This is a genomic window from Costertonia aggregata (assembly GCF_013402795.1).
Classification (GTDB): domain Bacteria; phylum Bacteroidota; class Bacteroidia; order Flavobacteriales; family Flavobacteriaceae; genus Costertonia; species Costertonia aggregata.
On the sequence record NZ_CP058595.1, the window covers coordinates 1,836,061 to 1,862,359 of the forward strand.

At 39.6% G+C, this 26,299-nt stretch carries 25 protein-coding genes; 7 read left to right on the forward strand and 18 right to left on the reverse strand.

The annotated features are described in order from the left end of the window. The first annotated feature begins 37 nt into the window (after positions 1-37). The gene (locus HYG79_RS08430; protein ID WP_179241660.1) at positions 38-1,225 is read left to right on the forward strand and encodes a C40 family peptidase; all 1,188 of its coding nucleotides are present in this window, start codon (positions 38-40) and stop codon (positions 1,223-1,225) included. A gap of 150 nt (positions 1,226-1,375) precedes the next feature. On the opposite strand, the gene HYG79_RS08435 is transcribed toward HYG79_RS08430, so the two are convergent. Further along, positions 1,376-2,095, reverse strand: coding sequence for a LytR/AlgR family response regulator transcription factor (locus HYG79_RS08435; RefSeq protein WP_179241661.1), 720 nt, complete (start codon positions 2,093-2,095; stop codon positions 1,376-1,378). Next, entirely contained in the window at positions 2,092-3,105 is a 1,014-nt protein-coding gene (locus HYG79_RS08440) for a sensor histidine kinase (protein ID WP_179241662.1), read from the reverse strand. Before HYG79_RS08440 ends, HYG79_RS08435 begins: the two co-directional genes overlap by 4 nt. Before the next feature lie 241 nt (positions 3,106-3,346). Here HYG79_RS08440 and HYG79_RS08445 point away from each other — a divergent pair, with 241 nt between their 5' ends. The 3 genes from HYG79_RS08445 to HYG79_RS08455 all read left to right on the forward strand — a co-directional run bounded on the left by HYG79_RS08445 (position 3,347) and on the right by HYG79_RS08455 (position 6,344). Then, positions 3,347-4,075: a hypothetical protein gene (locus tag HYG79_RS08445; RefSeq protein WP_179241663.1), complete on the forward strand. Its 729-nt coding sequence runs from the start codon at positions 3,347-3,349 to the stop codon at positions 4,073-4,075. A gap of 122 nt (positions 4,076-4,197) precedes the next feature. Then, the gene (locus tag HYG79_RS08450; RefSeq protein ID WP_179241664.1) at positions 4,198-4,782 is read left to right on the forward strand and encodes a DUF6515 family protein; all 585 of its coding nucleotides are present in this window, start codon (positions 4,198-4,200) and stop codon (positions 4,780-4,782) included. Positions 4,783-4,961: 179 nt separating this feature from the next. Then, entirely contained in the window at positions 4,962-6,344 is a 1,383-nt protein-coding gene (locus HYG79_RS08455; protein ID WP_179241665.1) for a hypothetical protein, read from the forward strand. Between the two features lie 203 nt (positions 6,345-6,547). On the opposite strand, the gene HYG79_RS08460 is transcribed toward HYG79_RS08455, so the two are convergent. The 8 genes from HYG79_RS08460 to HYG79_RS08495 all read right to left on the reverse strand — a co-directional run bounded on the left by HYG79_RS08460 (position 6,548) and on the right by HYG79_RS08495 (position 16,221). Continuing rightward, a complete protein-coding gene (locus HYG79_RS08460; RefSeq protein WP_179241666.1) occupies positions 6,548-7,753 on the reverse strand; it encodes a hypothetical protein in 1,206 nt (401 codons plus the stop codon). Positions 7,754-7,801: 48 nt separating this feature from the next. Further along, entirely contained in the window at positions 7,802-8,596 is a 795-nt protein-coding gene (locus HYG79_RS08465) for a hypothetical protein (protein WP_179241667.1), read from the reverse strand. A 104-nt stretch (positions 8,597-8,700) separates the two neighbouring features. After that, positions 8,701-9,654, reverse strand: coding sequence for an MBL fold metallo-hydrolase (locus tag HYG79_RS08470; protein ID WP_317168504.1), 954 nt, complete (start codon positions 9,652-9,654; stop codon positions 8,701-8,703). 42 nt (positions 9,655-9,696) lie between these two features. After that, positions 9,697-11,325, reverse strand: a complete 1,629-nt coding sequence (locus HYG79_RS08475; protein ID WP_179241669.1) for a S41 family peptidase — start codon at positions 11,323-11,325, stop codon at positions 9,697-9,699. Next, positions 11,318-11,713, reverse strand: a complete 396-nt coding sequence (rnpA, locus tag HYG79_RS08480; RefSeq protein ID WP_228027968.1) for a ribonuclease P protein component — start codon at positions 11,711-11,713, stop codon at positions 11,318-11,320. Before rnpA ends, HYG79_RS08475 begins: the two co-directional genes overlap by 8 nt. 122 nt (positions 11,714-11,835) lie before the next feature. Continuing rightward, on the reverse strand, positions 11,836-13,704 hold the full coding sequence (locus tag HYG79_RS08485; RefSeq protein WP_179241670.1) for a M1 family metallopeptidase: 1,869 nt from the start codon (positions 13,702-13,704) through the stop codon (positions 11,836-11,838). 4 nt (positions 13,705-13,708) lie between these two features. Then, positions 13,709-15,340, reverse strand: a complete 1,632-nt coding sequence (locus HYG79_RS08490; protein WP_179241671.1) for a S8 family peptidase — start codon at positions 15,338-15,340, stop codon at positions 13,709-13,711. Positions 15,341-15,360: 20 nt separating this feature from the next. After that, positions 15,361-16,221 carry an MBL fold metallo-hydrolase gene (locus HYG79_RS08495; RefSeq protein ID WP_179241672.1) on the reverse strand — a complete coding sequence of 287 codons (861 nt, stop codon included), beginning with the start codon at positions 16,219-16,221 and terminating at the stop codon, positions 15,361-15,363. A 237-nt stretch (positions 16,222-16,458) separates the two neighbouring features. Here HYG79_RS08495 and HYG79_RS08500 point away from each other — a divergent pair, with 237 nt between their 5' ends. Further along, entirely contained in the window at positions 16,459-16,704 is a 246-nt protein-coding gene (locus HYG79_RS08500; protein ID WP_179241673.1) for a hypothetical protein, read from the forward strand. A gap of 227 nt (positions 16,705-16,931) precedes the next feature. Continuing rightward, positions 16,932-18,770, forward strand: a complete 1,839-nt coding sequence (locus HYG79_RS08505) for a cation:proton antiporter (protein ID WP_179241674.1) — start codon at positions 16,932-16,934, stop codon at positions 18,768-18,770. Here HYG79_RS08505 and HYG79_RS08510 read toward each other — a convergent pair. The 3 genes from HYG79_RS08510 to HYG79_RS08520 form a co-directional block, all read right to left on the reverse strand. After that, positions 18,767-19,000, reverse strand: coding sequence for a GTP-binding protein LepA (locus tag HYG79_RS08510; protein ID WP_179241675.1), 234 nt, complete (start codon positions 18,998-19,000; stop codon positions 18,767-18,769). The two genes, HYG79_RS08505 and HYG79_RS08510, sit on opposite strands and share 4 nt — an antisense overlap. Positions 19,001-19,081: 81 nt before the next feature. Continuing rightward, the gene (gene lepA / locus HYG79_RS08515) at positions 19,082-20,878 is read right to left on the reverse strand and encodes a translation elongation factor 4 (protein ID WP_179241676.1); all 1,797 of its coding nucleotides are present in this window, start codon (positions 20,876-20,878) and stop codon (positions 19,082-19,084) included. Positions 20,879-20,959: 81 nt separating this feature from the next. Continuing rightward, positions 20,960-22,129, reverse strand: a complete 1,170-nt coding sequence (locus HYG79_RS08520; protein WP_179241677.1) for a helix-turn-helix domain-containing protein — start codon at positions 22,127-22,129, stop codon at positions 20,960-20,962. 110 nt (positions 22,130-22,239) lie between these two features. Here HYG79_RS08520 and HYG79_RS08525 point away from each other — a divergent pair, with 110 nt between their 5' ends. After that, positions 22,240-22,608, forward strand: coding sequence for a hypothetical protein (locus tag HYG79_RS08525; protein WP_179241678.1), 369 nt, complete (start codon positions 22,240-22,242; stop codon positions 22,606-22,608). Between the two features lie 8 nt (positions 22,609-22,616). Here the strand turns inward: HYG79_RS08525 and HYG79_RS08530 are convergent, their stop codons facing one another. From HYG79_RS08530 to HYG79_RS08550, 5 genes are read right to left on the reverse strand one after another with little or no spacing between them, the layout of a single operon-like run. Continuing rightward, positions 22,617-22,826 (reverse strand): hypothetical protein, encoded by a 210-nt coding sequence (locus HYG79_RS08530; RefSeq protein WP_179241679.1) that lies wholly within the window; start codon positions 22,824-22,826, stop codon positions 22,617-22,619. Beyond that, entirely contained in the window at positions 22,823-24,217 is a 1,395-nt protein-coding gene (locus tag HYG79_RS08535) for a radical SAM protein (RefSeq protein WP_179241680.1), read from the reverse strand. The genes HYG79_RS08530 and HYG79_RS08535 overlap by 4 nt, the downstream gene beginning before the upstream one ends. Then, positions 24,189-24,950, reverse strand: a complete 762-nt coding sequence (locus HYG79_RS08540) for a prolipoprotein diacylglyceryl transferase (protein ID WP_179241681.1) — start codon at positions 24,948-24,950, stop codon at positions 24,189-24,191. Before HYG79_RS08540 ends, HYG79_RS08535 begins: the two co-directional genes overlap by 29 nt. Further along, on the reverse strand, positions 24,947-25,153 hold the full coding sequence (locus HYG79_RS08545) for a hypothetical protein (protein ID WP_179241682.1): 207 nt from the start codon (positions 25,151-25,153) through the stop codon (positions 24,947-24,949). Before HYG79_RS08545 ends, HYG79_RS08540 begins: the two co-directional genes overlap by 4 nt. An 8-nt stretch (positions 25,154-25,161) precedes the next feature. Continuing rightward, complete coding sequence (locus tag HYG79_RS08550) at positions 25,162-26,271, reverse strand: TolB family protein (RefSeq protein WP_179241683.1); 1,110 nt, start codon at positions 26,269-26,271, stop codon at positions 25,162-25,164. Between the last annotated feature and the right edge of the window lie 28 nt (positions 26,272-26,299).

Sequence of the window (26,299 nt, forward strand, 5' to 3'; positions counted from 1 at the left end):
TAAAAGGATATTGTATTTTTACACAAAAGATAATCATATGAGTTTAAAGCATAGTTACCTTCTTTTACTGACATTTGCTCTTTTAGGCTGCGAAAATGGTAGTCCAAAAAAAGTGAATGTAGTACAAACCATAATAGAGCAGGTAAAAGCAGATTTTGCTCCCGATAAACGTGTTGCTGTTTTTTCTATTGATGTAGTGGAGAACGAAAAAGGGTATATTTTGAAAGGGGAAAGCGATATGCCCAAAGCGGTAACCTTTTTGAAGGACCGGCTCTTAGCCGAAAACATATCTTTCGTAGATAGCATTCAGCTTTTACCATCAGTTGATTTAGGGGATAAAACGAGCGGACTAATACGAATTTCAGTGGCAAATCTAAGAAGCAACCCAAAACATTCGGCAGAGTTGGCCACACAAGCTACGTTGGGGACACCTGTGAAAATATTGAAGAAAGTAGGGGATTGGTTTTATATACAAACCCCGGATAAGTATTTAGCTTGGGTAGACGCGGGCGGCATCACTCCCATGACGGCACGACAGATGAACGATTGGAAATCTGCCGATAAAATAATCTATACCAAAACCTATGGGCATTCGTATACCGGTCCCAATAATGATAATGTGGTATCGGATTTGGTCGCAGGAAATATTTTGTCGGTTTTAAAGTATGCCGATAAATTTTATATTGTGCAGTATCCAGATGGTCGGCAGGCCTATGTTGCCAAAGATGAATCCCAAGAATATGACGCATGGTTGAACAATTTGAACCCCAATCCTGATGCTTTGGTGGAAACCTCAAAAAAATTGATGGGCGTACCCTACTTGTGGGGCGGTACATCAACCAAGGGAATGGATTGTAGCGGATATACTAAGACCGTTTATTTTTTAAACGGGATGGTTATACCTAGGGATGCTTCACAACAAGTGCATGCAGGTAAACCAATTGATTCTACAAAGAATTTTGAAAACCTACAGCGGGGAGACCTACTCTTTTTTGGTAAAAAAGCCACAGATTCAACCAAAGAAAAAGTAGTTCATGTAGGTATGTGGATCGGTGATAATGAGTTTATACACGCATCTGAAATGGTACGTATAAGTAGCATGGACGAAAGTGCGACCAATTATGACGAATTCAACAAAAACAGGTATTTGCGTACCAAACGCATTTTAAAGGAAGATGACGATTTGCTCATCAACCTCGCTCGAACCGCTGTTTTTAAGGATTAGGTAATCAAGTAATAACTTATCTTATTACTCTATAAACTATTGTTATTCAAGACATAAATATACATTTCTCGTAAATGCACTCGATTTTTACGCTACATAAAAGTTCGCTAGAAAACACTTATAAACAGAACAGTATTACTGATTTTGAATTTATCCGAAAATCCGCTGTACTATTTCCGATTTTTTATCTCTACTGACAGTAACCTTGCGATTTCCTAAATGTAGAAGATTTCCCTCTACCGATTTGACCTTGGTGACGTTTACGATGTAGGATTTATGACAGCGCATGAATTTATCTTGCGGCAATATATCCTCAAGTTCCTTGAGGCTCATAAGCGTTACAAAGCCTTCCTCTGCGGTTATGATACGCACATATTCTTTTAGACCTTCCACAAACATGATGTCCCTGTGTAGTACTTTGATCAATTTTGAATCTGCTTTTATAGAAAGAAAACCTTCGTTTGCGTTCACGGTATTTTTACCGATGTGCGAAACTTCAAGATGATATTTTTTCAATTGCTCCTTTGCCTTATTGACTGCTTGCAGAAACCGTTCAAAGGAAAAAGGTTTTAGCAAATAATCGACTGCATCTAGTCCAAAAGCCTCCACGGCATGTTCCGAATAGGCCGTGGTGAATATGGTCACCGGTTTGTTCTTAAGGGTCTTCAATAAATTTATACCGCTTAACGTTGGCATTTGTATGTCTAGGAACAATAGGTCCGTTTTCCCTTGGTTCAAGATATCAATGGCAGCTAAGGGGCATTTTACCTTGTCCATTATTTCAAGGCCCGGAATTTGTTCAACATAATTCTCGAGTAGGTTCAGTGCTAAAAATTCATCGTCTACCAATAAGACTTTAATCACGCTCATAGATTTTCCAATTTTTGGATATTAAGTAAGACCTCGAATTCGTTTCCATTGTCCATAACGCTAAAAGTGTGCCTATTGGGATATTTAAGCCCCAATCTTTTTTTAATGTTCTCCAGCCCAACACCGCCTACGGTATCTTTTTGTACGTTGGCTTTGCTCGTTGAATTGATGGTGGTAAAACGAAGGCCATTATCCCGAACTTCTAGAATTATCTTCGCATAGGCCTCCGGATTAGTTGCAAAATCACCGTGTTTGATACAGTTCTCAACAATAGGGAGCAACATCATAGGCTCTATTTTTTGATTCGAGATGTCACCCAACACTTCAAATTCAATCGTTATAGGTTTCTCTTGCGTTGATCGGTAGAGTTCCAAATACTTTTTTATATGTCGTATCTCATCATTGATAAAAACCTTCTCTTTTTGACCTTCATAGATACTATATCGCAGTAAATCGGCTAGATTGAGTACCATTTTTGGTGCTTTGTCCGACTTGACAACGGTGAGCGAATAAATGTTGTTCAATGCGTTGAACAAAAAATGGGGGTTGATCTGTGCTTTTAAATACATTAATTGGGCCTCGTTATGCTCGTTTAACAACAACTGTGTTCGCTTATCCCGTTCAATACGATTTTCTAGAATGTGGAAAATCGTGCTCACCAGCATTGCAAGCATAAGTGTTACGCTTACGACACGGGCTTCCTTGTTTGCGGCACTACCGGGAATCAATGCGTAGTATTTCTCAAAATCGGGCACTACGAAATACATTTTAACACTAAAAAAAAAGATAAAGAAAATGATGGATGTCACGAAAAAGTACACATATTTTTTTTTCTCCAAATATTGGTTTACGGCCAAATGTCCATAGGCATAATAATGTAGTATCAAAATGGGTGCCATGGCCAACGTATGGCGAAGGGCATACCAAAAATCAAGGTTGTTCGCCTTAAGTACCGTTGACATGGTAAAGTAAACTGTCCATAAAAGAAAATGCAGGAGTATACGGTTCATCTTAAAAATTTCTACAGGGAAAATACTTATTTTAACTTCGACACTCAAGGTCTTTCAACAAAGGGCTCGAATACTTCAACTAATAGTCATAAACCATCAAGAATCTGTAGATGGTTTGTGGTTTTCATATTATACTTAGATTTTGGCAACTGGTTAGAAATTATGCGCCATAGGTTGAAAAGGTTTTCGAATGCGCTTAAAAGTACACAGATTTGCTTCATAAACCTTTAAATCTTTTAATATGAAAACTTTTAGATTAAGTCCGATTCTTTTAGGAATAGCGGTTACGGTGTTCTTCTCGTGCGACAGGGAAGAGAACAATTTTGGTGACGCGGTACAGGTAACCGAAGAAGAAGCGTTGGAACTCGTACAGACTTCCCTGACGTCCGATGCTTATGGAATGAACGTTCAGGCAGAAGATGCTTTGGCCTTGAACAATGGGGACACCTCAAAGATCAAGTACGAGTGTGGTGTCCTTAACTCAAAATCCATGGAACGCAGTAGTGCCATTAATGCCCCCGTTAGCTTTACGCACTCCATAGAATATCTATTTACATTAGTATGCGAAGAAGGGCAATCAAAGGCGTTCGCTATTGAATTTGATGGTAACGGCACTTACAGTTCGCCAAGGTTACAGTCCGATGACACGATAAGCTACCAAGCGGTTTTGGGCAACATCGTTTCCTCCGAAGGTCCGTATGTGTATAATAGTTCTTTTGTGCGTGAAGGCACACAAACTACTCGTATCGCTAGTAGAACAAAGAATTTCGACAGCACACTTTCAATAGAAAGTAATGCCGTAGCCATAGATAAGGACACTAGGGAACTATTAGGAGGGTCCGCTACCTTCTCATTGCAAGGAACTTTGGGTAGTGGGGAAACCTTTAGCTATGCCGGGACCATTACCTTCAAAGGGAACGGTGCGGCAACTATCAATATCAATGGAAACACCTATAACGTTCAGATATAATAGGTTTCTTCTTCTTTAGACTGTTCAGATAAAAATATTGGGCTCGGCCGTGCGATTAGCGTTCGGCCGGACCTCAATATGGTTTGGGGCAGCATATTGTTTCATCTAAATATATTGTGATTATGAAAAATTTGATTTTTACCATCACCGTACCCCTGTTCTTTTTTCTTTTTACACCGGAAAGTGAGGCACAAGTCGTTCGCAGGCACAGAGCACGAGTAGTGATGGGCAAACCAACGGTAAAAGTAGCAGGCCAACGTATGCGTACAAGAAGAAGGGTCAGACGACGGACCTATCGTAGAATCGCCAGAAGAACGCTACATACAATTCCGATCGGCACTCGTGCCCTGCTACATAAAAAAACGAAGTATTATCCAATTAACGGCTATTATTTTATAAGGAAAAATGCGGGCTATGTCAGTGTGCTCCCGCCCATAGGATTTCGAGTTGCTACCATTCCTTGGGCGTATTCCAGGATAATGGTATCTGGTCGATCCTATTTTTACGCTAACGGCATATACTATCAGCAGGTAGGAAAATACTATGAAATATCGGAGCCACCCATCGGTGCGAGGATTACCGATTTGCCCGAAGAATACGAAGAGAAGACCATAGATGGGAAAACTTACTATGCCTTTGATGATCAGCTATACGTTTCTTCCGAGAAGGGGTACAGGCTTGTCGGATTTTTGGATGATGAATCCTGATGATGGTAATCCGACCCTGGTGAAATGGTACTCTATATGAACCTATTAAAAACCCAATAACAAGAAAAAAATGGCCGATATTTATATTTTAGGGACAATAGTGTTCGGTGGTATACTATTTTACCTGATGAGCCGAATATCCAAAAAACAAAATAACAAGAAGCCATAATGTTATACTTATGAAAAAATTCCTCCTCCTCCTGTATTTAATCTGTCATGTTGTTCAGGCACAATTTCCGCCAGAGAATCCACACCTTGTCAATTCCCCGTTTCCTGCTGTGCACAACGGTAGCTACCGTCAGGGAAACACCAGTCTACCTGCCTTTGGACCTGGCGACACTTTGAAAGTTGCGTTCGCAGAGACTCCCAAAGACCGGGTCTCACCATGGCTTTTGTATTCGGAACCATATCCCAATGGACAGTATACCATTTGGGGCAGTACAAGCACCCATATTTTCAAGGCGATTTCCACAAAAAACGAATTTAGGGTCGTTAGCGATTACCAAATTGATAAAAACCCATGGATAAATGATTTGAGCTGGTCGTTCTTAATGCTGCCCGACCATCAAGTATTGACCTATGATGATAATCACCTTTTTCTTTTCGGTGAAGAGGATATTTCCGACCCAAAATCGAAAATCGTATTGCTAAAGAAGATGACGATGCCAAAAAGTATAAAGTCGCTTTCCAAACTATGTAGGTTGTATGACGGCAGTATAGCTTTTGCCGCTAGGGACGGATTGATAGGTGTTATAGATGCTAAGGATTTTACATTGAAGGCTACCTATCAAATTCCGTTAAAACGTGGTGAAAAAGCATATCATAATGATTATGCCGTTGATGATAATGGGAATTTATTTATTTCTACAACACATAAAATGATCAGCATTCAATGGAATGGAAAAACTGTAGTTCCCAAATGGGAGGTATCCATGGATTTTGGTGGTAACCGTTTTCAGGGCATTGGGACCACTCCTACATTATTGGGCTCAGGAAACGGTGACAAACTTGTTTGTGTGGTCGACAGTCAAAAGCCAGCTCGGATGCTAAGCTTTTGGAGAGACGAAATACCTACGGACTGGAAAGGTCTTAAAGATTTCGATAAACGTGTAGCTGCGGTCACTATATTACCAGGTTCTAGACCAGCGAGAAAATTTATGGCAGCTGTAGAAAACTCGCCAACGGCATTTGGTTATGGTATTGCCTGCGCTCAGTACAATGGCTTTTTAGGACAATCATGCGATACCAAAAAAGGAGTGTACAAACTGGAGTGGAGACCAGCTACGAATACCATGGATTTAATTTGGTACAGGGATGACATAAATTTAAATAATGTTTTGGTATATAGCACTGCCTCGAATGCTATCTATGGTTCTGGAAAGGAGAATGATTGCAACTATTATTACTATTCATTGGATTGGGATACCGGTAAAACAATGGTTAGAAAGCAACTTGGCACCGATAAACGGTTTGATGATCCAGGCGATGCGAATATTGTAGGGCCTGATCGGAGCATCACTTATAATTCCAAAAAATGCTTGGTACGAATTAGACCTGAATAACTATTCTTTAAATTAAAAAAACAAATCATTAAAAACTAGACATTTATATACATATAGTCTAAGCGTACGATATATAAACAATGGGAAAAACATACATTCAGTTTTCGTACTGATTTCGTTTCTAAATCACCCTTTGTTCACAATTAAGTAGTTTTATAGGCGACCCTCGCAAAGCTGACCATTTTGCGACAGTAAAAGAATAATCAGTTGTTTTTGGGGGATGTAGCCTTCAAGAGTTCGATTATTTTTCTGCTATAACGCAATTGTGCTTTGTTAACCTCAGTAGCGAGGCTCGTATTTGCCCTGCTATATAAATAGGCGAAGACTTTAAACCGTAAGCGATGAATCATTTTTTGTATTTCTTCGTCCCCAGAAAAGTATTTCTTTTTTAGTTTTTCCAACTCTTTCGCCCACCATTTTAGGTTGTTTTCGTTGAGTTCGTCTAAATCTGACGAAATACGATCTACATACTTTTGGGTCAAGGCTTTTTCAGCTTCCAAGGCTTTTTCCAATGAGTTTAAGGTCGCTTTGTATAACTTATTTTTCTTGATTTTCGTGAGTAGTTCCTGAATGCTATCGGTCTCGTATAAATCTTTGTAGGTAGATTGTATTCGTTCAAAATCTTCTACCGACTGTAAAACGTTTGTATCGTTTTTCGCCTTAATTGCTGTGGTGTATTCTTTCCCGTAATATTCTTTTAATCCTTCTGGCGTAAGGGGTATTTTACCTTTTTTATGTAGTTGTACCGTCAACCAGTCAAATGCCTTTACAATTTCTTCCGACGGCGGCCAAGTATGGTCACCATCATAGGTAAATATGGTATACGGCTGCCCTATGGACTTTAAAAAAGGATGAAGATTCATCATTTCAGAATAGTTCATATCCCTATTGCCACAGATACCGGCATAGAGAAATTTGGAAGTACGGGGCATAAACCCAACATCATTGGGGAATCCTGCCCCACAGGCGACCACACCCGTTATATCATCACTCAACAGGGCAATTCTTGACGCTAATCGGGAGCCTCCGGAAAATCCGCTTAAAAAAACCTGTTGACTATCAACTTTAAAATTAGAAAATACATGGTCGAACAATCTAACTGCTACTTCGATATTTTTGTCATACGGGCCATTTTTGGTGGTGTTGGAACCTATTAATATGTATCCATATTTTTCCGATGCTTTTAAAAACGAAATAAGCCCTGCTTTACCCCTAGCTGATGGGTCAAAAATGAACACTACGGGCGATGGCTTGTTGATTTCATATTTAGCAGGAAGATATAAAGCAAAGGTTTCACTTGTATTGTTTGAGATAGGGATTGAATCCAAAATGACACTTTTTGCATATTCAATCTGGCCCCGTGATACAGAAAAAATAAACAGCGCCAGAATAAAGTGTAGTCCCTTCATAAGTTTAAAAATATGAAGTTAAATAAAAAACTTATAAATAGATGTGAGTCAACAAACAGCCAATAAAAACGGGAACGCTTTTAAAAAATCATGCAAGGTTTGATGTTGAGACTGGTTTTTGATTTTTTCCTTAATGAAAAAACGTCCCGTTTTACGGTTCCAGCCCAAAACAACGGATTTGTATTCTATGTTTTTTGAAAGATTATAGTATTGCTCCAATTGTTTAAAGATGGTAGATAAAATTTCAAAGCTTTGATATGCTTTTTCTTCACCAATAACTTTGTAAATTAATTGTTGATCGGCCGTATTGATTTTTTCGATCTCTCCAGAGATTATATGGTTCAACGTTTTGGTATCGGTTACGTTGTAGATTAAATATCTAAGATCTCCATGATATTTTTGACCCTCTGAATTGGTTAGGTCATATCCTTCAAGAGATATCGACGTGTCGTAGGCCTTGATTTTTATACCAAACGGAATAAATGTGAGGTCAAGTTTAGTGTCGGTTCCCTTTTTAGGGATTTCTGCTTCTAGATAAAAGGTTTTGAACTGCTTTTCAAGATGTAAGGTGTTGGCTTTTGGTATAAAATCGGCCAATCCAAAATCTTTTGGGAGCACATTTTTGAGATTTCTGCTCGCACTAAAAACCTTTTGCCAGCCACAAGCATCACAATATTTTTTTAGTACGGTATAGCCACCATCATATTGTTTGTATGCCGCTACCGTAGTTTCGTAATAGCAACCACAACCTTCTTCGACACTTTCTATTTTTAGATAACCGTTATTGGTTTCATCTATAATTTTGGTTTCATAGCCTTCTTGATTTATATTTAATTTGCTCACTCCTGATATGTTCCAGAGCAAATCTTCTAATGCTACTTTATTTTGTCCGAAAACATGTGACACAAAAAAAGAGCAAAATAAAACTAGAAGGATTTGTTTATTTTTCATAGTTCGATAGAGTACCCCTGGCGGGGGATTTTGTATCCCTTTTCCAAAACTGTTTTTGATTGCTCGCTTTCTGGGTTCAACAAAGGATTTGTATGGTTAAAATGAATAAAATGAATTTTTTGTTTTTCGGTAAGTGATAAATTTTCAAAAAGCCTCATACTCTCAATTACAAAAGGATGGGGTATCTGCGAAATATCTCGAGTATTGATTTCTTTTCCGTCAAAAAAAGTAGCATCCAAAAACGCATAGTCAACAGTCTTGACTACATCCATAATCGAAGTTTTCCAAACAGACCATTTATCAATGTCCGGGATGAATAAAGCACTTTTTGCAGGCCCTATTATTTTATAACCAACCGTTTCGGAATACTCGTCCCTATGTGGTATTTGAAAAGGTATAATCTTCAAATTAGGTGTTAAATGAACCTCGATTTCATTTGTCAAAATACCTATCTCAATATTATTCTCAGATACAAGCTGACTCCACGGACCATTGTTTTGTATGAAATCTTTCATTTTTGGCATTACAAACACGGGAACCTTATTTGCGTTGGTCGCTTCTTTGCCTAAGTACATCAAACCAGTGTAATGACCTATGTGGGCATGGGTCAGAATGATGCCATTAGGTAATTCTGGGCTATCCCAAGAGGTTTCCTTTTTCAACAATTTTAATTGCATCGTAATATCTGGAGTAGCTTCAAACAAATATGTTTTTTCATTTTGATGATCAATTACGCCTAGAGATACTACCTTCCTAGAACTATCAGAATTGACGAACAAATTTGCGCAACATTCTTTTTTACAAGTAATATGGGGAGAGCCGGCATCTTGAACCGTCCCTAAAACAATGAGGGATACGCCATGCGGGTTAATAGTTTTTTGGGATAGATCATACTGAATTTCCCCCTTTTTGATAGACTGATTACAACCCAACAAACATAAAATTGTCAATGCCCAAAAGTGTTTTTGTTGTAACAAAAAATGGTGTTTATCTTATTTCAGAATTCCCTCATATTTTTCCGGATTGCCCAAAAGTTCGGTAGCTACAAGTATGGCGTCGTCATTTTTCAAGTAATAGTCAAAAAGACCTTCACGATAAAAATAACGTTTTACGATTTCATCCTCCAGTTTTTGTTGAATCTCTTTTTGATAGTTTTCAAGGGCTACGGTCTTACTTTTTTCAATATCCAACAGAAGCCTATCAAAGTCATCCTCAATAGCTTTATTAAAGATGACCTCTTCGCGATCGGTCATGGCCTGTTTTAATACTTTTTCTGTTTTTGTCTCATACGAAAACTCGCTTTTTGAGACAAAGGCCTTGAAATCTTGAAAATCTTGCTCGGTAAACTTAAAGTTGGTTACATCTTTTAACTCGTTTTTGTAATAATAATCCGTAGCATAGTCAAAAACAATGTTATTGTTCAATAATGCCGTGGTAAGTTCGTTGGCCTTTTGGGCAGCGATTTCAACATCTGGCAAAACCCCGCCACCATCTTGTACTTTTCGCCCATTACGGGTCTTGAACTCATTAAAAGTCGTATTGCGTACAGCATTGTTGTTTTTATCCCTGTTCCAGTAATCCAAAGACTGAATGCATCTGCCGGAAGGGGTGTAATAACGGCTTATGGTCACTTTGAGCTGTGTGCCGTAAGTTAACTTTAATGGCCGTTGTACCAGACCCTTTCCAAAACTACGGGCGCCGACGACAACGGCACGGTCCAAGTCCTGCAAACTGCCCGAAACTATTTCACTGGCCGACGCACTACTGCCATTTACCAAAACTACCAATGGGATACCAGTGTCAACTGCCTTGTTCTTGGTCTTGTATTCCCTATTGAATTTTTTGACCTTGGATTTGGTGGTGACGATAAGCTCCCCTTTATCTATGAACAGGTTGGTTACGTTTATAGCTTCGGATAGCAGCCCACCGGGATTGCCGCGTAAATCCAAAATAATTTTTTCTGCGCCTTTTCCTTTTAAATCTATCAATGCAGCTTTGGTCTGCCCGGATGCTTTTGCATTGAATTTTGCAAGCACAATGTATCCGGTTTTGTCATCTACCATTTTATAAAATGGTACTGCGTCTACTTCTATGGCCTCTCTTTGGATAGTGGTAGTGCTTGTTTTGCCCTGTCTCCTATACGTAACGTCCACAGAGGTGTTATTGGCTCCCTTTAACAGCTCACTGGCGTTGTCATCAAAATCGGAAACATTGATATCACCTATTTTGACGATTTCATCGCCCGCTTTGAGTCCCGCTTTATCGGCAGGATAATCTTTATAGGGTTCAATGATCAAAAGCTTATCCTTGTACGAGCGTACCGTAGCACCTATGCCGGAGTATTCTCCGGCATTGTTTATTTTGTAGGCCTCAACATCTTGCTCGTTTAAAAATCGGGTATAGGGGTCAAGGTCTTGCAACATGTTTTTTATAGCGGTATCCATCAATTCTGCCGGATTGGTCTCGTCTACATAGTTCATGTTCAGTTCCTTAAAAAGTGTTGTGAAGATTTCTATCTGTTTGGCAATTTCAAAAAAATCACTTTTAAAACTACTCCCTACGATAAGAAGTACTACTGCAAAAAATGGAACGAGAATCTTCTTTTTCATCAGTTTATTCATAACTTATTTTCTTTTCAAGGTTCTTCAGAACATTTACCATATGGTGTTCAATGATTGAATACGAGGGCATATTCTTTCCAATATATAAAAATAGAAACGCAAAGTTGTCCTCACTATTGTTAAAACCTGTGGGTTTGTTAAGGCGATAGCTTTCGCGCAGTAAGCGCTTTATCCTATTTCGGTGTACCGCGCTCTTAAAGTTTTTTTTGGGAACGGCAACCCCCGACCTAAAACGAACGGTGCCCGGCAATGTTGTTTTAAGATAAATGAGTTTTATGGGATAGCTAGATACACTGCTACCTTCAGCAAATAGCCTTTGCATCAGCTTTTTGCTTTTTAATTTTTCATTTTTTGAAAAAGTAAATGTCATGGGCATAAAAATAACCATTACGCCACAGTTTTACGGTACGAGCGTTAGTATAGTTCTTAATCGTATTGATGGATATTGAGATGTGAAGATAAAAACGCCAATCACAATAGTAAACCCAGACAGACTTTAGGGAAACCTACTTAGTCTTTTGGCATTTGCCCAGGTTCCCATGTGTTGTTCGTTGCATTGACATCTGCCATCAACTGTGAAGGGTCTATCATAATCCCCTTGATATCCTCGATAGGCCTATCGACCAAAAATTCATACGTGGGCATGGCCCAAGGCCAATCATCCAATACGGTTCTTTTTAGTTGTGGGTACGGATTTTCTTTCTCGCCACGCATCATTCGCAAGGGTGCATAAAAGGTTTCTTGGCTGCCATCGTTATACACCACTACAAGGTCTATGGGCATGGGCATCAACCCAATACGCTCAAGACTTACTTTGGTTTTTTGGCCGTCGGCAGAAACTTCATTAATGCCATAGTCGATGGTGTTCGTGGTCTGGGTCCAATCTGTCAGGTACCAGTCTAACTCCATACCCGAAACTTTTTCGGCCGTTCGCTTTATATCATTAGGTACGGGATGCTTGAACTTAAAATCTTCATAATATTTTCTAATGGTTTGCATTAACTTGTCCTGACCTATGACATAGCCCAATTGCGATAAAAAGATAGACCCTTTGCTGTAGGCAGAGATGCCGTAAGGAGTGTTGGAGTCATACCTGTCCGCATGAGTGGTCTGCGGTTGTTCTTTTCCCGAATTTGCCAAATAGTAGTAGCCTTTGTATGAACCTTCGAATGGATTTTCTTTTTTGGAATCCATGATCTCGTTCATACAAAGCGATGAAATAAACGAGGTAAAACCCTCGTCCATCCATTCGTGTTTGGCCTCGTTGGTCGCTAAAATATGCTGAAACCAGGAATGTGCCATTTCGTGTACGGTAACGCCCACCAAGCTACCGAATTTTCGTTTTCCGGTAATCAAGGTACTCATGGCATATTCCATACCCCCGTCACCCCCTTGGATCACGGAGTATTGTTTGTAAGGATATTTACCAATGTTCTTACTGAAAAATTTCATGGTTTCGGCAGTTTTGGGCTGAAGTTTCTTCCAGTTTTCAATAATGTCCGCATCGTTTTTGTATAAGAAATGAAGTATGGGTCCATCCTCTACCTGCAACGTATCATGAATATAATCGGGATCTGCGGCCCACATAAAATCATGTACCATGGGAGCCTTAAAATGCCAGGTCAAAGTCTTTCCCTTGGACTTTTTGACCTTGGATCCAGGGGCTTCATACCCGTGACCGATTTCCTGCGGATTTTGCAAATAACCACTGCCGCCGACTACATAATCCTTATCAATGGTAAGTTTAACATCAAAATCTCCCCAAACACCATGAAATTCACGAGCTATGTAGGGATGTGCATGCCATCCCTCAAAATCGTATTCCGCCAGTTTTGGATACCATTGGCTCATAGAAAGTGCCACACCTTCGGCATTATTACGACCCGAACGGCGAATTTGTACAGGTACCTGCCCATTGAACTCCATTTCAAAAGTGGTTTTCCCGCCCGAAGGTATCGGTTTTGCCAAATCCACGACCAAAATAGTACCTTCTTCGGAGAAAGATACTTTTTGACCGTCCTGCGTTAAAGAAGTAGTATGCAAGTAACCCATTTCCGAAGGAGACAGATCGGCAATTCTACTTTTCCCATCCTTGAACATTCTACCATCGGGATCGGCTATGTTCTGTAACCTCATATCCATTTCGCTGCCCGGTTGAAACGCATTAAAATATAAATGATAGTACACCCTATTTAGCTCATCCGGAGAGTTGTTGGTATACACTAACTTTTGGGTACCGGAATACTGATAGTTCTCTACGTTCATATCAACATTCATGGTATAATCTACATGCTGTTGCCAATATGAGTTGTTTTGAGCTTGTAGACCTGTGACCGTAGTCAATAATGCGATTAAGGTAGTCGATAAAAATTTCTTCATTTTCTTATAATTTTATTTTTCCTCTAGATACACCATCGGCCATGATGAGGGCGTTGTAAGCGTTCACTATTTTTCCCGAAGTGGAAACCTTGTCCAAGGTACTGTTCTTTGATGCGTCACCTCCTAAAATCACGCTTGTCTTTACGGTAAGTCCAGATTGCATCAAGATTTTCTTCACCTGAGCTGCGCTCAACTTTGGGTAGTAAGAACGAATTAATGCCGCAACGCCAGCAACGGCAGGAGCTGCCATTGAAGTTCCACCCTGAAAGTCATATTCGTTATTGGGCATTGTTGAGTACACTTTATCACCGGGTGCAAAAACATCAACATTTATATCCCCATAATTTGAAAAAGAAGCTACTATTTCCGACCCATATTTTGGTGCCAGTGCACCGACCGTGATTACATTGTCGGCGAACTCGGCACCGTTGTTAATTTGATCATTGGGAAAGTTGGGATGGTTAGGGTCGTCCAAATCGGCACCGTCGTTCCCGGCCGCATGTACAAAAAGCACATCTTTTTTGGCTGCATATTTTAAAGCTTCGTATACCCATTCGGCATTTGGAGAGAACGATTTTCCAAAACTGGCATTAATGATTTTCGCCCCGTTATCGACCGCATAACGTATGCCTAAAGCAATATCTTTATCGTATTCGTCCCCATTGGGAACAGCTCTTATACTCATTAGGGCTACATTGTTCGCCACGCCGTTTACCCCTTTTCCGTTATTTCTTTCTGCGGCAATAATACCAGCTACATGGGTGCCATGGCTTTCATCCTCGACTCGGTTTTGAGGATTACCGTCACCGTAATCGGTATCGTTTATGTCATAGGGGTCATCACCAACGATCTCTCGCCCGTTGAAATCCTTGTTGAGGTTATAGTTTAATCTCTCGGCCACACTTTTGGTGTCTCCTTCAATAGATTCGATAACTTCATCAATAGAGTCGCCATACGTGAGCATTTGCATGATGATAGACTTGTTTCTACCTAAAGTTTCGTCATCGGGTTTAATAGCGGCTACCTCCTTTTTTGTGTAATCCTCTTTTCCCAAATGTGCCGCAATTGCCTTATCGGCCTCTTTGACCACCGGGAGCATTTGCTCCATTTGGTTTTTGTAGCCCAAGAATTTTTGATACTCCTTATCCAATTCAGCTTTGGCTTTGGCCTGTGTGGCAGCGTCGCCCAATCCTAAACGCAGCATTCTTGTATATTCCAATTGTTCATTGTAGGAGTCGCCCAAAAAATTATAACCGTGAATATCGTCTATATAGCCATTGTTGTCATCATCTTTGCCGTTACCTGGTTTTTCATCTGTATTTGTCCAAAGTACATCGTCCAAATCTTCGTGTTTTAGGTCCATTCCGGAGTCAAGGACCGCTACGATTACTTTCTCCCCTTTTTTTGTTCCGATTATTTCGGTATAGGCCTTGTCCACACTCATTCCCGGAATGGTATCGGTAATCAGATCTTTGTGCCCCCAGGTTTTTTTTTCGGTTTCGGTCAGGTCCGAAACCTTTAAAGGAGTGTCATCTATGTTTTCAATGGGGGTAGAAACCAAAGTAGTAGCTCCACATCCCATTAAAATGATAGAAGCCGATAATCCTAAAACGGATTTAGAAAAAATACGTGTCATATGATTTTTATTAGTGTTTTTTAATTAAAAATTTCATCAAAAGTATGTATTTCATTTAGTCTTACTCCTTTATCCGTTTTTTGTAAGGTGCATACTTCATTATAGGCATCGTGCTCAAAGAAAAGAAAGTACTCTTTTTCCACGGCAGTATTCAAAAACAGCTCCTTTTCGGACAAGGTCAACAAAGGTCGGGTGTCATATCCCATTACATAAGGCAAGGGAATATGCCCCACCGTAGGAATCAAATCTGCTATGAACACCATTTTTTTGTCTTTGTATTCCACAATGGGCAACATTTGTTTTTCGGTATGGCCGTCTACAAACAAAATATCAAAGCCCAGTTCGGAATCTTGCAGGAGAGTTTCGTTGCCCTTTTTTATAAATTTTAACTGACCACTTTCCTGCATCGGGATGAGGTTTTCCCGTAAAAATGAGGCTTTCTCACGTGCATTGGGTTGGGTGGCCCACTGCCAATGCTCTTTGTTGCTCCAGAACGTGGCGTTTTTAAAAGCGGGCTCGTATCCGGTTTTGTCTTTGTTCCATTGTATGCTTCCGCCACAATGGTCAAAATGTAAATGGGTCATGAACACATCAGTGATGTCATCTCTGTGAAAACCGATTTTTTTCAATGAGGAATCCAACGAATAATCACCCCACAAATGATAGTAACCAAAGAATTTTGGGGACTGTTTGTCGCCCATACCGGTATCGATTAAAATTAGGCGATCACCATCTTCGACAAGAAGACTTCGAGTAGCTAAATCAATTAAATTATTGGCATCTGCCGGATTGGTTTTTTGCCAAATCGTTTTGGGAACCGAACCGAACATTGCACCTCCATCCAATTTTAAATTTCCTAATTCTACGGGGTATAACTTCATTAAAACAATTGTAAACGCAAAATAAGAAAAGCTTTTGCGCTATCTATTTTACTTTTATCTTTTTTAACAATTTATTGTGCGATACCTTATACTTTGAAAAAGGTTTTTACTTGTTTCTGCAATTAGGGCATTGTCTTGATTTCTTAAACGGCCGACAGTTTTTCTTTTTCAAACCCCAATATTTAACAAGTTATAACGTTGAATAAAAAGATAAAAACCAATCATTAAAACTTATTTATGAAAAAAGCAGTATTACTTTTTGCATTGGCATTATCATTTGCGGCATGTTCCAAGGATGATGATAAGAACAATTGTGAATCTTGCACCTTACAAGGAGAAAAAATCGAAATTTGCGATAACGGCGATGGGACGTATACCTTAAATGCAGGTGGGGAATCGGAAACATTTACTGAAGAAGACCTTGATGGATTGACCCCTAAGCAGTTTACTGATGCCCTTTGCGCGCTTGGAGCGTTGAATTAAGTAAGCAAAAAGATATGTAGAAACCGGCTTTTCCCTTTTCTGGGAAAGCCGGTTTTTTAATTTTACCTTCATTGGTAGGGTGGTTACCCGTTATTTTTACCGATGATTCTCTATAAACCGTTCTTTATCAAGTGATTCACGCAAAAGTGTTAATTATTCTTGTTGCAATTGATGTATTGCATATCCTCTCTATGGTTTAATTAGTATTTTTACGAAAAACCGAATTTATGCTTGAGCTTGCCGGAATAATCATATTGGGAATTATTGCACAATGGGTAGCGTGGCGGTTAAAATTGCCTGCGATTTTACCTCTGATATTGATCGGTTTGCTGGTAGGCCCTATTGCAACCCTTTTTACCGAGAATGGTGAAAAATTGATAGAACCTATTTGGAACGGCAAAAAAGGACTCTTCCCGGGCGAGGGCCTATATTACTTTGTTTCGTTGGCCATAAGCATTATTCTTTTCGAGGGCGGACTTACCTTAAAACGTTCTGAAATACGAAATGTAGGCCCCGTTATCACTAAATTGATAACCTTGGGGAGTATTACCACATTTTTTGCAGGGGCCATCGCCGCTCATTTTATATTCGGTTTGTCATGGCAGATTTCTTTCTTGTTCTCCGCGTTGATCATAGTCACCGGCCCTACCGTAATCACACCCATTTTACGCAATATCCCGTTAAAGAAAGATATATCGGCCATACTTAAATGGGAAGGTATTCTCATAGATCCCATAGGAGCGCTAGCTGCGGTTTTGGTATTCGAATTTATAAGTGTGGGCGAAGGGGAAGCGTATACGCAAACCGCTTTGATCGAGTTTGGTAAGATTTTACTTTTTGGTTTCACTTTTGGTTTCACTTTTGCCCACGGGTTGGCTTTTGCCATTAAACGAAATTTTATTCCACATTATCTTTTGAACGTCGTCTCACTTTCAGTAGTGCTTTTGGTTTTTGTTGAATCGGATATCTTCGCCCATGAATCCGGTCTTTTGGCCGTAGTGGTCATGGGGATGGTTTTGGGCAATATGGATCTTCCCAATATCAAGGAGCTACTTTATTTTAAGGAATCTTTGAGCGTACTCTTGATTTCTATCCTCTTTATACTGTTGGCGGCCAACATTAACATAAGCGATCTACAACTTATCCTAAATTGGAAAACCGCTGCCCTGTTTGCTGTAATCGTTTTTGTAATACGGCCATTAGGTGTTTTTCTAAGTTCTTTAGGGTCTAACTTAAAGCTTAATGAAAAGTTATTTATCAGCTGGGTAGGGCCCAGAGGTATTGTTGCTGCCGGTATTGCATCACTGTTCGGATCTAAACTTTTGTCCAAAGGCGAACCGGGTGCCGAATATATCACTCCGTTGGTATTTATGATTGTTTTGGGAACCGTTTTATTGAATGCCACTACGGCGCGTTTGTTCGCAAAGACTGTGGGAGTATTTCTTAAAAAGTCAGAAGGCATTCTTATCGTGGGGGCTTCAAAAGTATCGCGTTTGATTGGGGAATATTTACAAAAAAACAAGCGGCATGTAGTCTTGATCGATAATAACCAAACCAATATAAACAAGGCGAAAAAATTGGGACTAGAGGCTTTTTCAGCCAATATTTACTCCGATTCATTGACCGATAATATTGAGCTCAACGATGTTGGTTATCTCATGGCACTTACAGGTAATTCGGATATCAATAAATTTGCCATCAACAAATTCAGAAAGCAATTCGGGGAAAACGGGTCTTTTCGTTTGGTCAATACCGATGAAATGAACGACCCCGAAAACAACCCTAAAGAAGGTCTGTTCTCCCATACCGACGATTTTATAAAATTGATGGAAGCCACAAGAAAACATCCTGTCATACATGAAATTGATTTAAAGGATACCGAGCATTATGAAGGTTTGATCGAAATTACAAAAGCGGACCAAGACATTGTACCATTGTTTCTTAAATCGCCTGAGGGTGAAATAAAAATCATTTCCTCGTTCAGTACAGAATTCAATGATGTTACCGAAGGGTACAAGCTCGTATACTTAGGGAAAATATTTGATATAGAGCCAGAAGGGGCTTAACCATCAAAGGGCTCTGCCTTTAGTATTTTGATTACGATATCATCTGATGATACGGGATAATTTTTACCGGCGACTAGCCTAAAAAAGTGAACGGTATTCTCTCTTAGGATTTTATCTTTCAATAACTCAACATCTATTTCTCCACTTTCTTGTTTCCAGGTAAAAATGGAATTCTGTTCTATTTGAATAATCTTATGCTTGGCACAAAAATGGGCAATATGTGTAGTCATCTGTCGGGGAACAAATAATTAAGGGTTAGATGTTTTAAAACAAGAAATGTAAGAATTTATTGTAAAAGGTGTTCAAAAGCTTTAATCGTTCAGTTTCAAAACGGCCATAAACGCTTCTTGGGGCACTTCTACATTACCTACTTGGCGCATACGTTTTTTTCCTTTTTTCTGTTTTTCAAGCAATTTACGCTTACGTGAAATATCACCGCCGTAACATTTTGCGGTAACGTCCTTTCGCAGGGCCTTAGTAGTTTCCCTAGAAATAATCTTAGCGCCGATAGCTGCCTGTATGGGAATGTCAAACTGCTGTCGGGGAATAAGCTCTTTTAATTTTTCGCACATCTTTTTGCCTATGGTCGTGGCGTTATCGGCATGTATCAAGGCAGAGAGGGCATCAACGGGTTGCGAATTCAATAAAATATCCACACGTACCAGTTTGGACGTTCGCATACCGATAGGGGTGTAATCAAATGAGGCATAGCCTTTGGAAACCGTTTTTAAGCGATCATAAAAATCGAACACGATTTCTGCCAGCGGCATATCAAAAGTGAGTTCTACCCTATCGGTAGTCAGATACGTTTGGTTGGTAATCAAACCTCTTTTATCGATACAAAGTGACATAACATTGCCCACAAAATCGGCTTTGGTAATAATGGTCGCCTTAATATACGGTTCTTCTACACGATCTATGGTAGATGGGTCGGGAAGGTCGCTAGGGTTGTTTACGATTAAAGGGGTTTCCGGGTCTTTTCGGGTAAAGGCATGATAGCTAACGTTGGGTACGGTGGTTATCACGGTCATGTCAAATTCTCGCTCCAAACGTTCTTGTATAATCTCCATATGAAGCATACCCAAAAAACCACAACGAAAACCAAAACCTAGTGCCGCACTGCTCTCTGGAGCAAATACCAACGAAGCATCGTTCAACTGTAATTTTTCCATTGAGGAACGTAGCTCTTCAAAATCTTCGGTATCAACGGGGTAAATACCGGCAAATACCATTGGTTTAACATCTTCGAAACCTGCAATGGCATTTTTTGTAGGGCTGGCGGCATCGGTTATGGTATCGCCCACTTTTACCTCACGTGCATCTTTTATACCCGTGATCAAATACCCTACATCACCTGATTTTATGCTTTGTTTGGGTTGTTGTGTTAATTTGAGCGTACCCACCTCATCGGCGAAGTAGTCTTTGTCAGTAGCTACGAATTTAATTTTTTGCCCTTTTTTTATCTCTCCGTTAATGACCCTAAAATAGGTCTCCACACCACGAAACGGGTTGTAAACCGAATCGAATACCAAAGCCTGTAACGATTCATCGGGATTACCAACGGGAGCGGGAATACGTTCTATGATAGCAGTTAAGATTTCCTCGATACCAATACCGGTTTTTGCACTGGCAGGTATTACTTCTTCCGCATCACAACCTAAAAGGTCTACGATATCATCGGTTACTTCTTCGGGGCTTGCACTGGGCAAGTCAACTTTGTTGAGTACCGGAATAATCTCCAAGTCGTTTTCCAGGGCCAGGTATAGGTTGGATATTGTTTGCGCCTGTATGCTTTGCGCAGCGTCTACGACCAAAAGTGCGCCTTCACATGCGGCAATGGACCGTGAAACTTCGTATGAAAAATCAACATGTCCAGGGGTGTCAATGAGATTAAGGATGTATTGCTCGCCCTTATGGGTATACTCCATTTGTATGGCATGGCTTTTAATGGTGATACCACGTTCACGTTCCAGATCCATGTTGTCCAAGAGCTGTTCTTTCTTTTCGCGATCGGTGACCGATCCGGTAAAATCCAACAAGCGGTCTGCCAAGGTACTTTTACCATGGTCTATATGGGCAATGATACAGAAATTTCTAATATTCTTCATAGCAATAAGAAGAGTGTTTTTGGAAGGCAAAGATACGTCATTTTCCCACTATTCAGCGCATAAAACCGTTGCGTTTGTTTTTTAGCCAGAAGAATCACTATTCAAATTAGAATGGTATGTTTTGGGGGTACAGCCATGAATTTTTTTAAATGCCCGATAAAATGCATTCTTTGAATTGAATCCCGAGGTTTTTGACAATGCATCTACCGAGAATTGGGAAAGATACCCCTCTTGAATTTCCGAGGCGGCATATTTTATGCGCATTTGATTGATATAGTCGTTAAAATTGCTGTAATCCGACAGACTTATAATTTGTGATATTCTTCTAGGGGATATTTGGGTGGCCTTTGATAATTCGTGCACTGTGAGTTCAGGATTTAAAAAGGCCTCTTTTTCCCTCAAAAAAATATCGAGCACATTAAAATCGGATTCCAATTCCGTTTTTAAGGAAAGTAAATCGGTTCCGGGCGGTTTTAAGGGCAGGTTGGGCAATCCTATAAGTAATTTTGGGTTCCACAATAAATAGGCCGACACCAATAAAAAGCTGCTACTTACCAAAAACCCTAACGGAAGATAAATATAACCCACATTGGGGATTATCCCAAAGAACAGTAAAGCATTACTCACATACAAGACCAACAAGGCCAAACTGTATATGGTTTGTATCGTGGTAAAATCGTAAATCCACTTTTTGACCAACTTGTACTGTTTTGAGACTACGGTATTGTTTTTTGTAAAGAACAAATGAATCATGCGCCATTGAAACGCCAAGTAAATTAACGAGATCAAAGCCCTGCAAAAAATATTTACCCATTCTGGCAAATGCCCATCTTGACCTGTAAAGGTTTTGCTAAAGTTTTGGCTTACCTCGTAGACCATCCTACTTTTTTCGTCCATATCCATCATGTAAAACGGAAAGTAGTTTACAGTAAAGAACAAGAAGGGGATTAGGTGTAAAACATCTGTTTTTTTGAATGAACTCTTACCGTACAATACCGCCCTAACATATAAATATGCCAACGGGAAAATAAGGTAGGTTATAGGAGCGGGAACTTTGTATAAATATGGGAAATGGTTTATAAGGCCATAAACTATAAAAAGATAAAAACTGTTACATAATGCATTTAAGAATAGTACCGCAGCCAGTAGATGGCCAGAAAAACTATTGTTCTTGTTGAAACGAAATCGAATAAGAAAAGCAGTGAGAAGGCAGAAGATAACCCCCATCAAATGCAGGATGTCTATGAGCATACGGTCAAGTTCGGCTATTTATTTTTGGTTACAATTCCTGTAATGGTAACTACTAACGGTTCCCATATACCTAAAAATAGCGTTAATTTAAATGTTAAACAATCAGCCTGATGCTAAACTTGGATTATGACAGTAACAAATTCTTGTACAAGATTCAAAAATGGGGTGCTCTAAACCAAGAGGTCAGATTTTTGTTGTTTACCGACCATAACCTTCAAGACAAAAATAATTCCGAATTTGATTTCACGTTCATCATTATCGTGAACGACTGTTACGATTTTATACAGAAGCAGGAGTGGCTCAAATACTTTGGTACGATCGAAGAAAGTGATACAGAAGAGAATGAAGAAAATACGGTCATTACGGCGAAGTATAACAAGGGGCCGTATGTGAAATTTTCACTTTTTGATGCCGACGTCAAAAAAAAACCGAAAATTTTCGAAAAAGCTAAAATATTGGTTGAAAAGGATATTACATGAACAGTTTTTCAATATCCGCTCATAAGCCCTCCACAGACCCCTAAACTCACCAATAAATATACCCCTGCCAAAATATAAAATACTTTGGCCGCTTTTGGGTTCTTTTTTCTGATCAGCAAGCCAATGATAGCAAACAATAAAGCGGGACCGAACATGATCACCGCAAAGAAATATATCAAACCGTCCAAATTTCCTACTTCCAAGGGTATCGTTGTCATATAACTTCGTTTTGTAATTCTTTTAGCCTTTCAATCTTATCATCCCTATAAAATAGGTTCATGGTCTCAAATGGAATAATCTTGTAATCTTTGTTCACAATGTGTACACATGATTTTTTAATCGCACGTACATCAAAGTTATGGGCATCGATAAATTGCATGATTATGATGCGGAAAAGATTGTCATATCCCAATTCCGGTGCATCGATTTCAGGGAGGCAGCACATGATGCTTTTTAGGTTTTCAGATGCTTTTTCAACTGAGTTACCGGTACTGAACAATTCAATCATCTTACCATGCAGTTGTTCGTCTTGCTCGTAAATAATAGTGTTTTTCCCTTCGTTCAATAAATCATCGGGATTGATGTAACGCGTTAACGGACTCACCTCGTCGCCCAATTTTAGGGCGTATGCCATGACCAAAGCATCGGGATTACAGGGTACTGGAATCAAATCGTCCGCTTCAAAAATGGGAGATTGTTCCAAAATCTTTCGGCGTACCTCGGTAAGGGTAATCCTATTTTCATCGACCTCAAAATTTTCCAAACGACCAGCAATTTGGGTAGGTTGAAAGGTAACACCGCGTACACATTTTTGCTTCAACGCAAAATCTATGGTCTGGCCCATTTCATGGTCGTTCAATCCTTTTTGTAGGGTTACGACCAGGGTTGTCGATAAGTTTAGTTTGTTCAAGTGTTCCAAGGCCATTGAGCGTATTTCGGCCAAATTTGCACCGCGTAGGGTTTGCAGCACATGATTATCCAAAGAATCAAACTGAAGGTATATTTCAAAATCAGGGGCGTAGGTTGCCAATTTTTCGGCAAAAGCAAAATCCTTGGCAATTTTTATACCGTTGGTATTCAACATTAAATGGCGAATGGGCAACGTTTTGGCATAATCCATAATCTCAAAAAACTGCGGGTGAACCGTAGGCTCGCCGCCACTGAGTTGCACAACATCGGGTTCGCCTTCGTTCTTGACGATGACATCCAGCATTTTTTTGATTTCTTCCAACGTTCTATGTCTGCCATAGGTAGGCGAAGACCCTGCATAACATGTAGGGCAGGTAAGGTTACAACGATCGGTTACTTCGATAACGGTCAGGCAAGAGTGCTGTTCATGGTCAGGACAAAGACCACAATCATAAGGGCATCCATAATGGGTCTTGGTATTAAAGGTTTTTGGGTACTCCGACACCTTGTTATAGTTGCGAATGTTCTTGTAATATTCAATATCGTCAGCAATTAATACTTGGGAGCGCCCATGTTCCTTACAGTTTTTAAGCATATAGACCTTATGGTTCTCAAAGATTATCTTGGCATCCACACGCCTTAAACAATCGGGACATAGGCTGAGCGTAAAATCATAATAGGTGTAATTTCTTTCCGGCATAAAAAATTGATTTTACGATGAATCTATGATAATATACAAAACAAATTAAGCATAAATATTGAATGCTGCTGAGGCCGAGAATCAAAAAGGTATTGGGTTTAATAAATTCAATACAAAACCGAAAGAAAAAATAAACGACCATAAAGAACTTAAAATAAGTGCCGCTTTCTGGTTGGTCAGGTCGCTTTTTAAGCCTTTTTATGAGTAGGAACAGCCCTATTAGAAACACAATTTCATACAGCGCGATAGGATGCCGATATAGGCCATCACCTAGATTTATACCTAAAATTGAAGGAGTTTCAATACCATATGTAAATTCACTTGTACCGGCAAAGAAGCAACCGACACGACCTATGCAAATGCCCAATATTATTGGCAAAGTAAACAAGTCTCCCGACGATTTTTTTTCACCTATTATTTTTTTTGAGAGTTCAACACCCAATAACCCTCCAAAAAGACCGCCCATTATCGTTTTGTTGTTCAAAATAGATACCCAGCCCTGGGCATCGTATAAAGTGGGATTTTCCAAAAAAGCGATAAGTCTAGAGAACAACAATGCTCCAAAAACAGCTCCAATAATAATGGATAACCGGCGGGTTGAAGAAATGGGATCTTCACTGCGTTTTCGTAGATATACGTAATACCGAAATGCCAAAAAGAAGGCAAGATATTCCAACACCAAATGCACGTTCAATTTTATACCGAACAGTATGGGCTCGAAGGGGATAGTCATTCCATACGTAAAATTAGAATCAAGGGAATACTAATTACGAATAGTATATAAGCCAAGCCCAAATAAAAAAACACTTTGCCGATTTTTCTTTTACCTGAAGATTTAAAGAACCAACCCAATATCAAAAAAACACCCAAAGGCGCCAGTAGTGATAGGCCTATCAAGAATAGGTCATTATCATTAAAAATAGAAATATCGGACATAATTTAAATTATTCTTGCCATTCCGCAATAAACAGATTTGTGTCTCGGGTGCCACCGTTGTTTCGGTTGCTCGAAAAAGCTAAATATTTTCCGTCGTTAGAGAACACGGGAAAAGCGTCAAAGGTTTCGCCATGGGTAACCCGTTCTAGATTTTTACCATCGGTATCGATAAAATACAGGTTGAACGGGAATCCTTTTTCAGCTTCAAAGTTGCTGGAGAACAATATCTTCTTTCCCGAAGGATGAAAAAACGGACTCCAATTCGCATTGCCCAAAAAGGTCAATTGCCTAAGTTCGGAGCCATCGGCATTACAGATAAACAGTTCCATCTCGGTAGGTTCTACCAACCCTTCCGCTAATAAGTCCTTATATTTTTTGATTTCCTCGGGAGTTTTTGGTCGCGAAGCCCTAAAAATTAATTTTGTGCCGTCGGGAGAGAAAAAGGCACCGCCATCATATCCCAATTCGTCGGTAATTTGTTTGACATCGGTACCGTCCAAATTCATCGTGTACAGTTCAAGGTCGCCGCTTCTATCTGAAGTGAAAACGATCTTATCACCTTTTGGGGAAACTGTGGCCTCGGCATCATAACCCTTTTCATGGGTTAATCGGGCGGTAATGTTACCTTCCAAATCAGCTACAAAAATATCAAAGGAATCATACACCGGCCAAACGTAATTCCCGTTTTTGCGAAGCGGTACTTCAGGGCATTCTTTGTCGGCGAGGTGTGTAGAACCATAAACATAATGTTTGTTATCTGGTAAAAAATAGGCACATGTGGTACGGCCAAAACCCGTACTTATCATGGGAGGTTTTTTGCTTTTAAAATTTTCGTCAATATTCATCAAGAACATTTGGTCACATTTCATGCCCCAGTCTTCATTGTTCGATTGGAATATAATTTGCTTGTCGTCCCAACTCCAATAGGCTTCCGCATTGTCCCCGCCAAAAGTTATTTGGCGAATACTTTTAAAATGCTTTTCCTCGGGATATATCAATGTATCACTACCTGCCATCAAGGATTTTTTTTTTTCATCTTTTACGGGCTCTCGTTTTTTAGGCTCGGTTTTACAACTTTCAAAAAGAAATAGAAGGACAAAAACAAAAAGAATTCTCATTTGATCTGTATTTTTACGTAAAAATAAA

Excerpts from the sequence above, each read along its gene's own strand:
- HYG79_RS08485 (WP_179241670.1), bottom strand. The coding sequence starts at position 13,704 with ATGAAGAAATTTTTATCGACTACCTTAATCGCATTATTGACTACGGTC.
- HYG79_RS08450 (WP_179241664.1), top strand. The coding sequence starts at position 4,198 with ATGAAAAATTTGATTTTTACCATCACCGTACCCCTGTTCTTTTTTCTT.
- HYG79_RS08510 (WP_179241675.1), bottom strand. The coding sequence starts at position 19,000 with ATGACTACACATATTGCCCATTTTTGTGCCAAGCATAAGATTATTCAA.
- HYG79_RS08460 (WP_179241666.1), bottom strand. The coding sequence starts at position 7,753 with ATGAAGGGACTACACTTTATTCTGGCGCTGTTTATTTTTTCTGTATCA.
- HYG79_RS08520 (WP_179241677.1), bottom strand. The coding sequence starts at position 22,129 with ATGCTCATAGACATCCTGCATTTGATGGGGGTTATCTTCTGCCTTCTC.
- HYG79_RS08540 (WP_179241681.1), bottom strand. The coding sequence starts at position 24,950 with ATGACTATCCCCTTCGAGCCCATACTGTTCGGTATAAAATTGAACGTG.
- HYG79_RS08430 (WP_179241660.1), top strand. The coding sequence starts at position 38 with ATGAGTTTAAAGCATAGTTACCTTCTTTTACTGACATTTGCTCTTTTA.
- HYG79_RS08500 (WP_179241673.1), top strand. The coding sequence starts at position 16,459 with ATGAAAAAAGCAGTATTACTTTTTGCATTGGCATTATCATTTGCGGCA.
- HYG79_RS08490 (WP_179241671.1), bottom strand. The coding sequence starts at position 15,340 with ATGACACGTATTTTTTCTAAATCCGTTTTAGGATTATCGGCTTCTATC.
- HYG79_RS08440 (WP_179241662.1), bottom strand. The coding sequence starts at position 3,105 with ATGAACCGTATACTCCTGCATTTTCTTTTATGGACAGTTTACTTTACC.
- HYG79_RS08445 (WP_179241663.1), top strand. The coding sequence starts at position 3,347 with ATGAAAACTTTTAGATTAAGTCCGATTCTTTTAGGAATAGCGGTTACG.
- lepA (WP_179241676.1), bottom strand. The coding sequence starts at position 20,878 with ATGAAGAATATTAGAAATTTCTGTATCATTGCCCATATAGACCATGGT.
- HYG79_RS08530 (WP_179241679.1), bottom strand. The coding sequence starts at position 22,826 with ATGACAACGATACCCTTGGAAGTAGGAAATTTGGACGGTTTGATATAT.
- HYG79_RS08535 (WP_179241680.1), bottom strand. The coding sequence starts at position 24,217 with ATGCCGGAAAGAAATTACACCTATTATGATTTTACGCTCAGCCTATGT.
- HYG79_RS08495 (WP_179241672.1), bottom strand. The coding sequence starts at position 16,221 with ATGAAGTTATACCCCGTAGAATTAGGAAATTTAAAATTGGATGGAGGT.
- HYG79_RS08455 (WP_179241665.1), top strand. The coding sequence starts at position 4,962 with ATGAAAAAATTCCTCCTCCTCCTGTATTTAATCTGTCATGTTGTTCAG.
- HYG79_RS08550 (WP_179241683.1), bottom strand. The coding sequence starts at position 26,271 with ATGAGAATTCTTTTTGTTTTTGTCCTTCTATTTCTTTTTGAAAGTTGT.
- HYG79_RS08505 (WP_179241674.1), top strand. The coding sequence starts at position 16,932 with ATGCTTGAGCTTGCCGGAATAATCATATTGGGAATTATTGCACAATGG.
- HYG79_RS08525 (WP_179241678.1), top strand. The coding sequence starts at position 22,240 with ATGCTAAACTTGGATTATGACAGTAACAAATTCTTGTACAAGATTCAA.
- HYG79_RS08545 (WP_179241682.1), bottom strand. The coding sequence starts at position 25,153 with ATGTCCGATATTTCTATTTTTAATGATAATGACCTATTCTTGATAGGC.
- HYG79_RS08475 (WP_179241669.1), bottom strand. The coding sequence starts at position 11,325 with ATGAATAAACTGATGAAAAAGAAGATTCTCGTTCCATTTTTTGCAGTA.
- HYG79_RS08435 (WP_179241661.1), bottom strand. The coding sequence starts at position 2,095 with ATGAGCGTGATTAAAGTCTTATTGGTAGACGATGAATTTTTAGCACTG.
- rnpA (WP_228027968.1), bottom strand. The coding sequence starts at position 11,713 with ATGGTTATTTTTATGCCCATGACATTTACTTTTTCAAAAAATGAAAAA.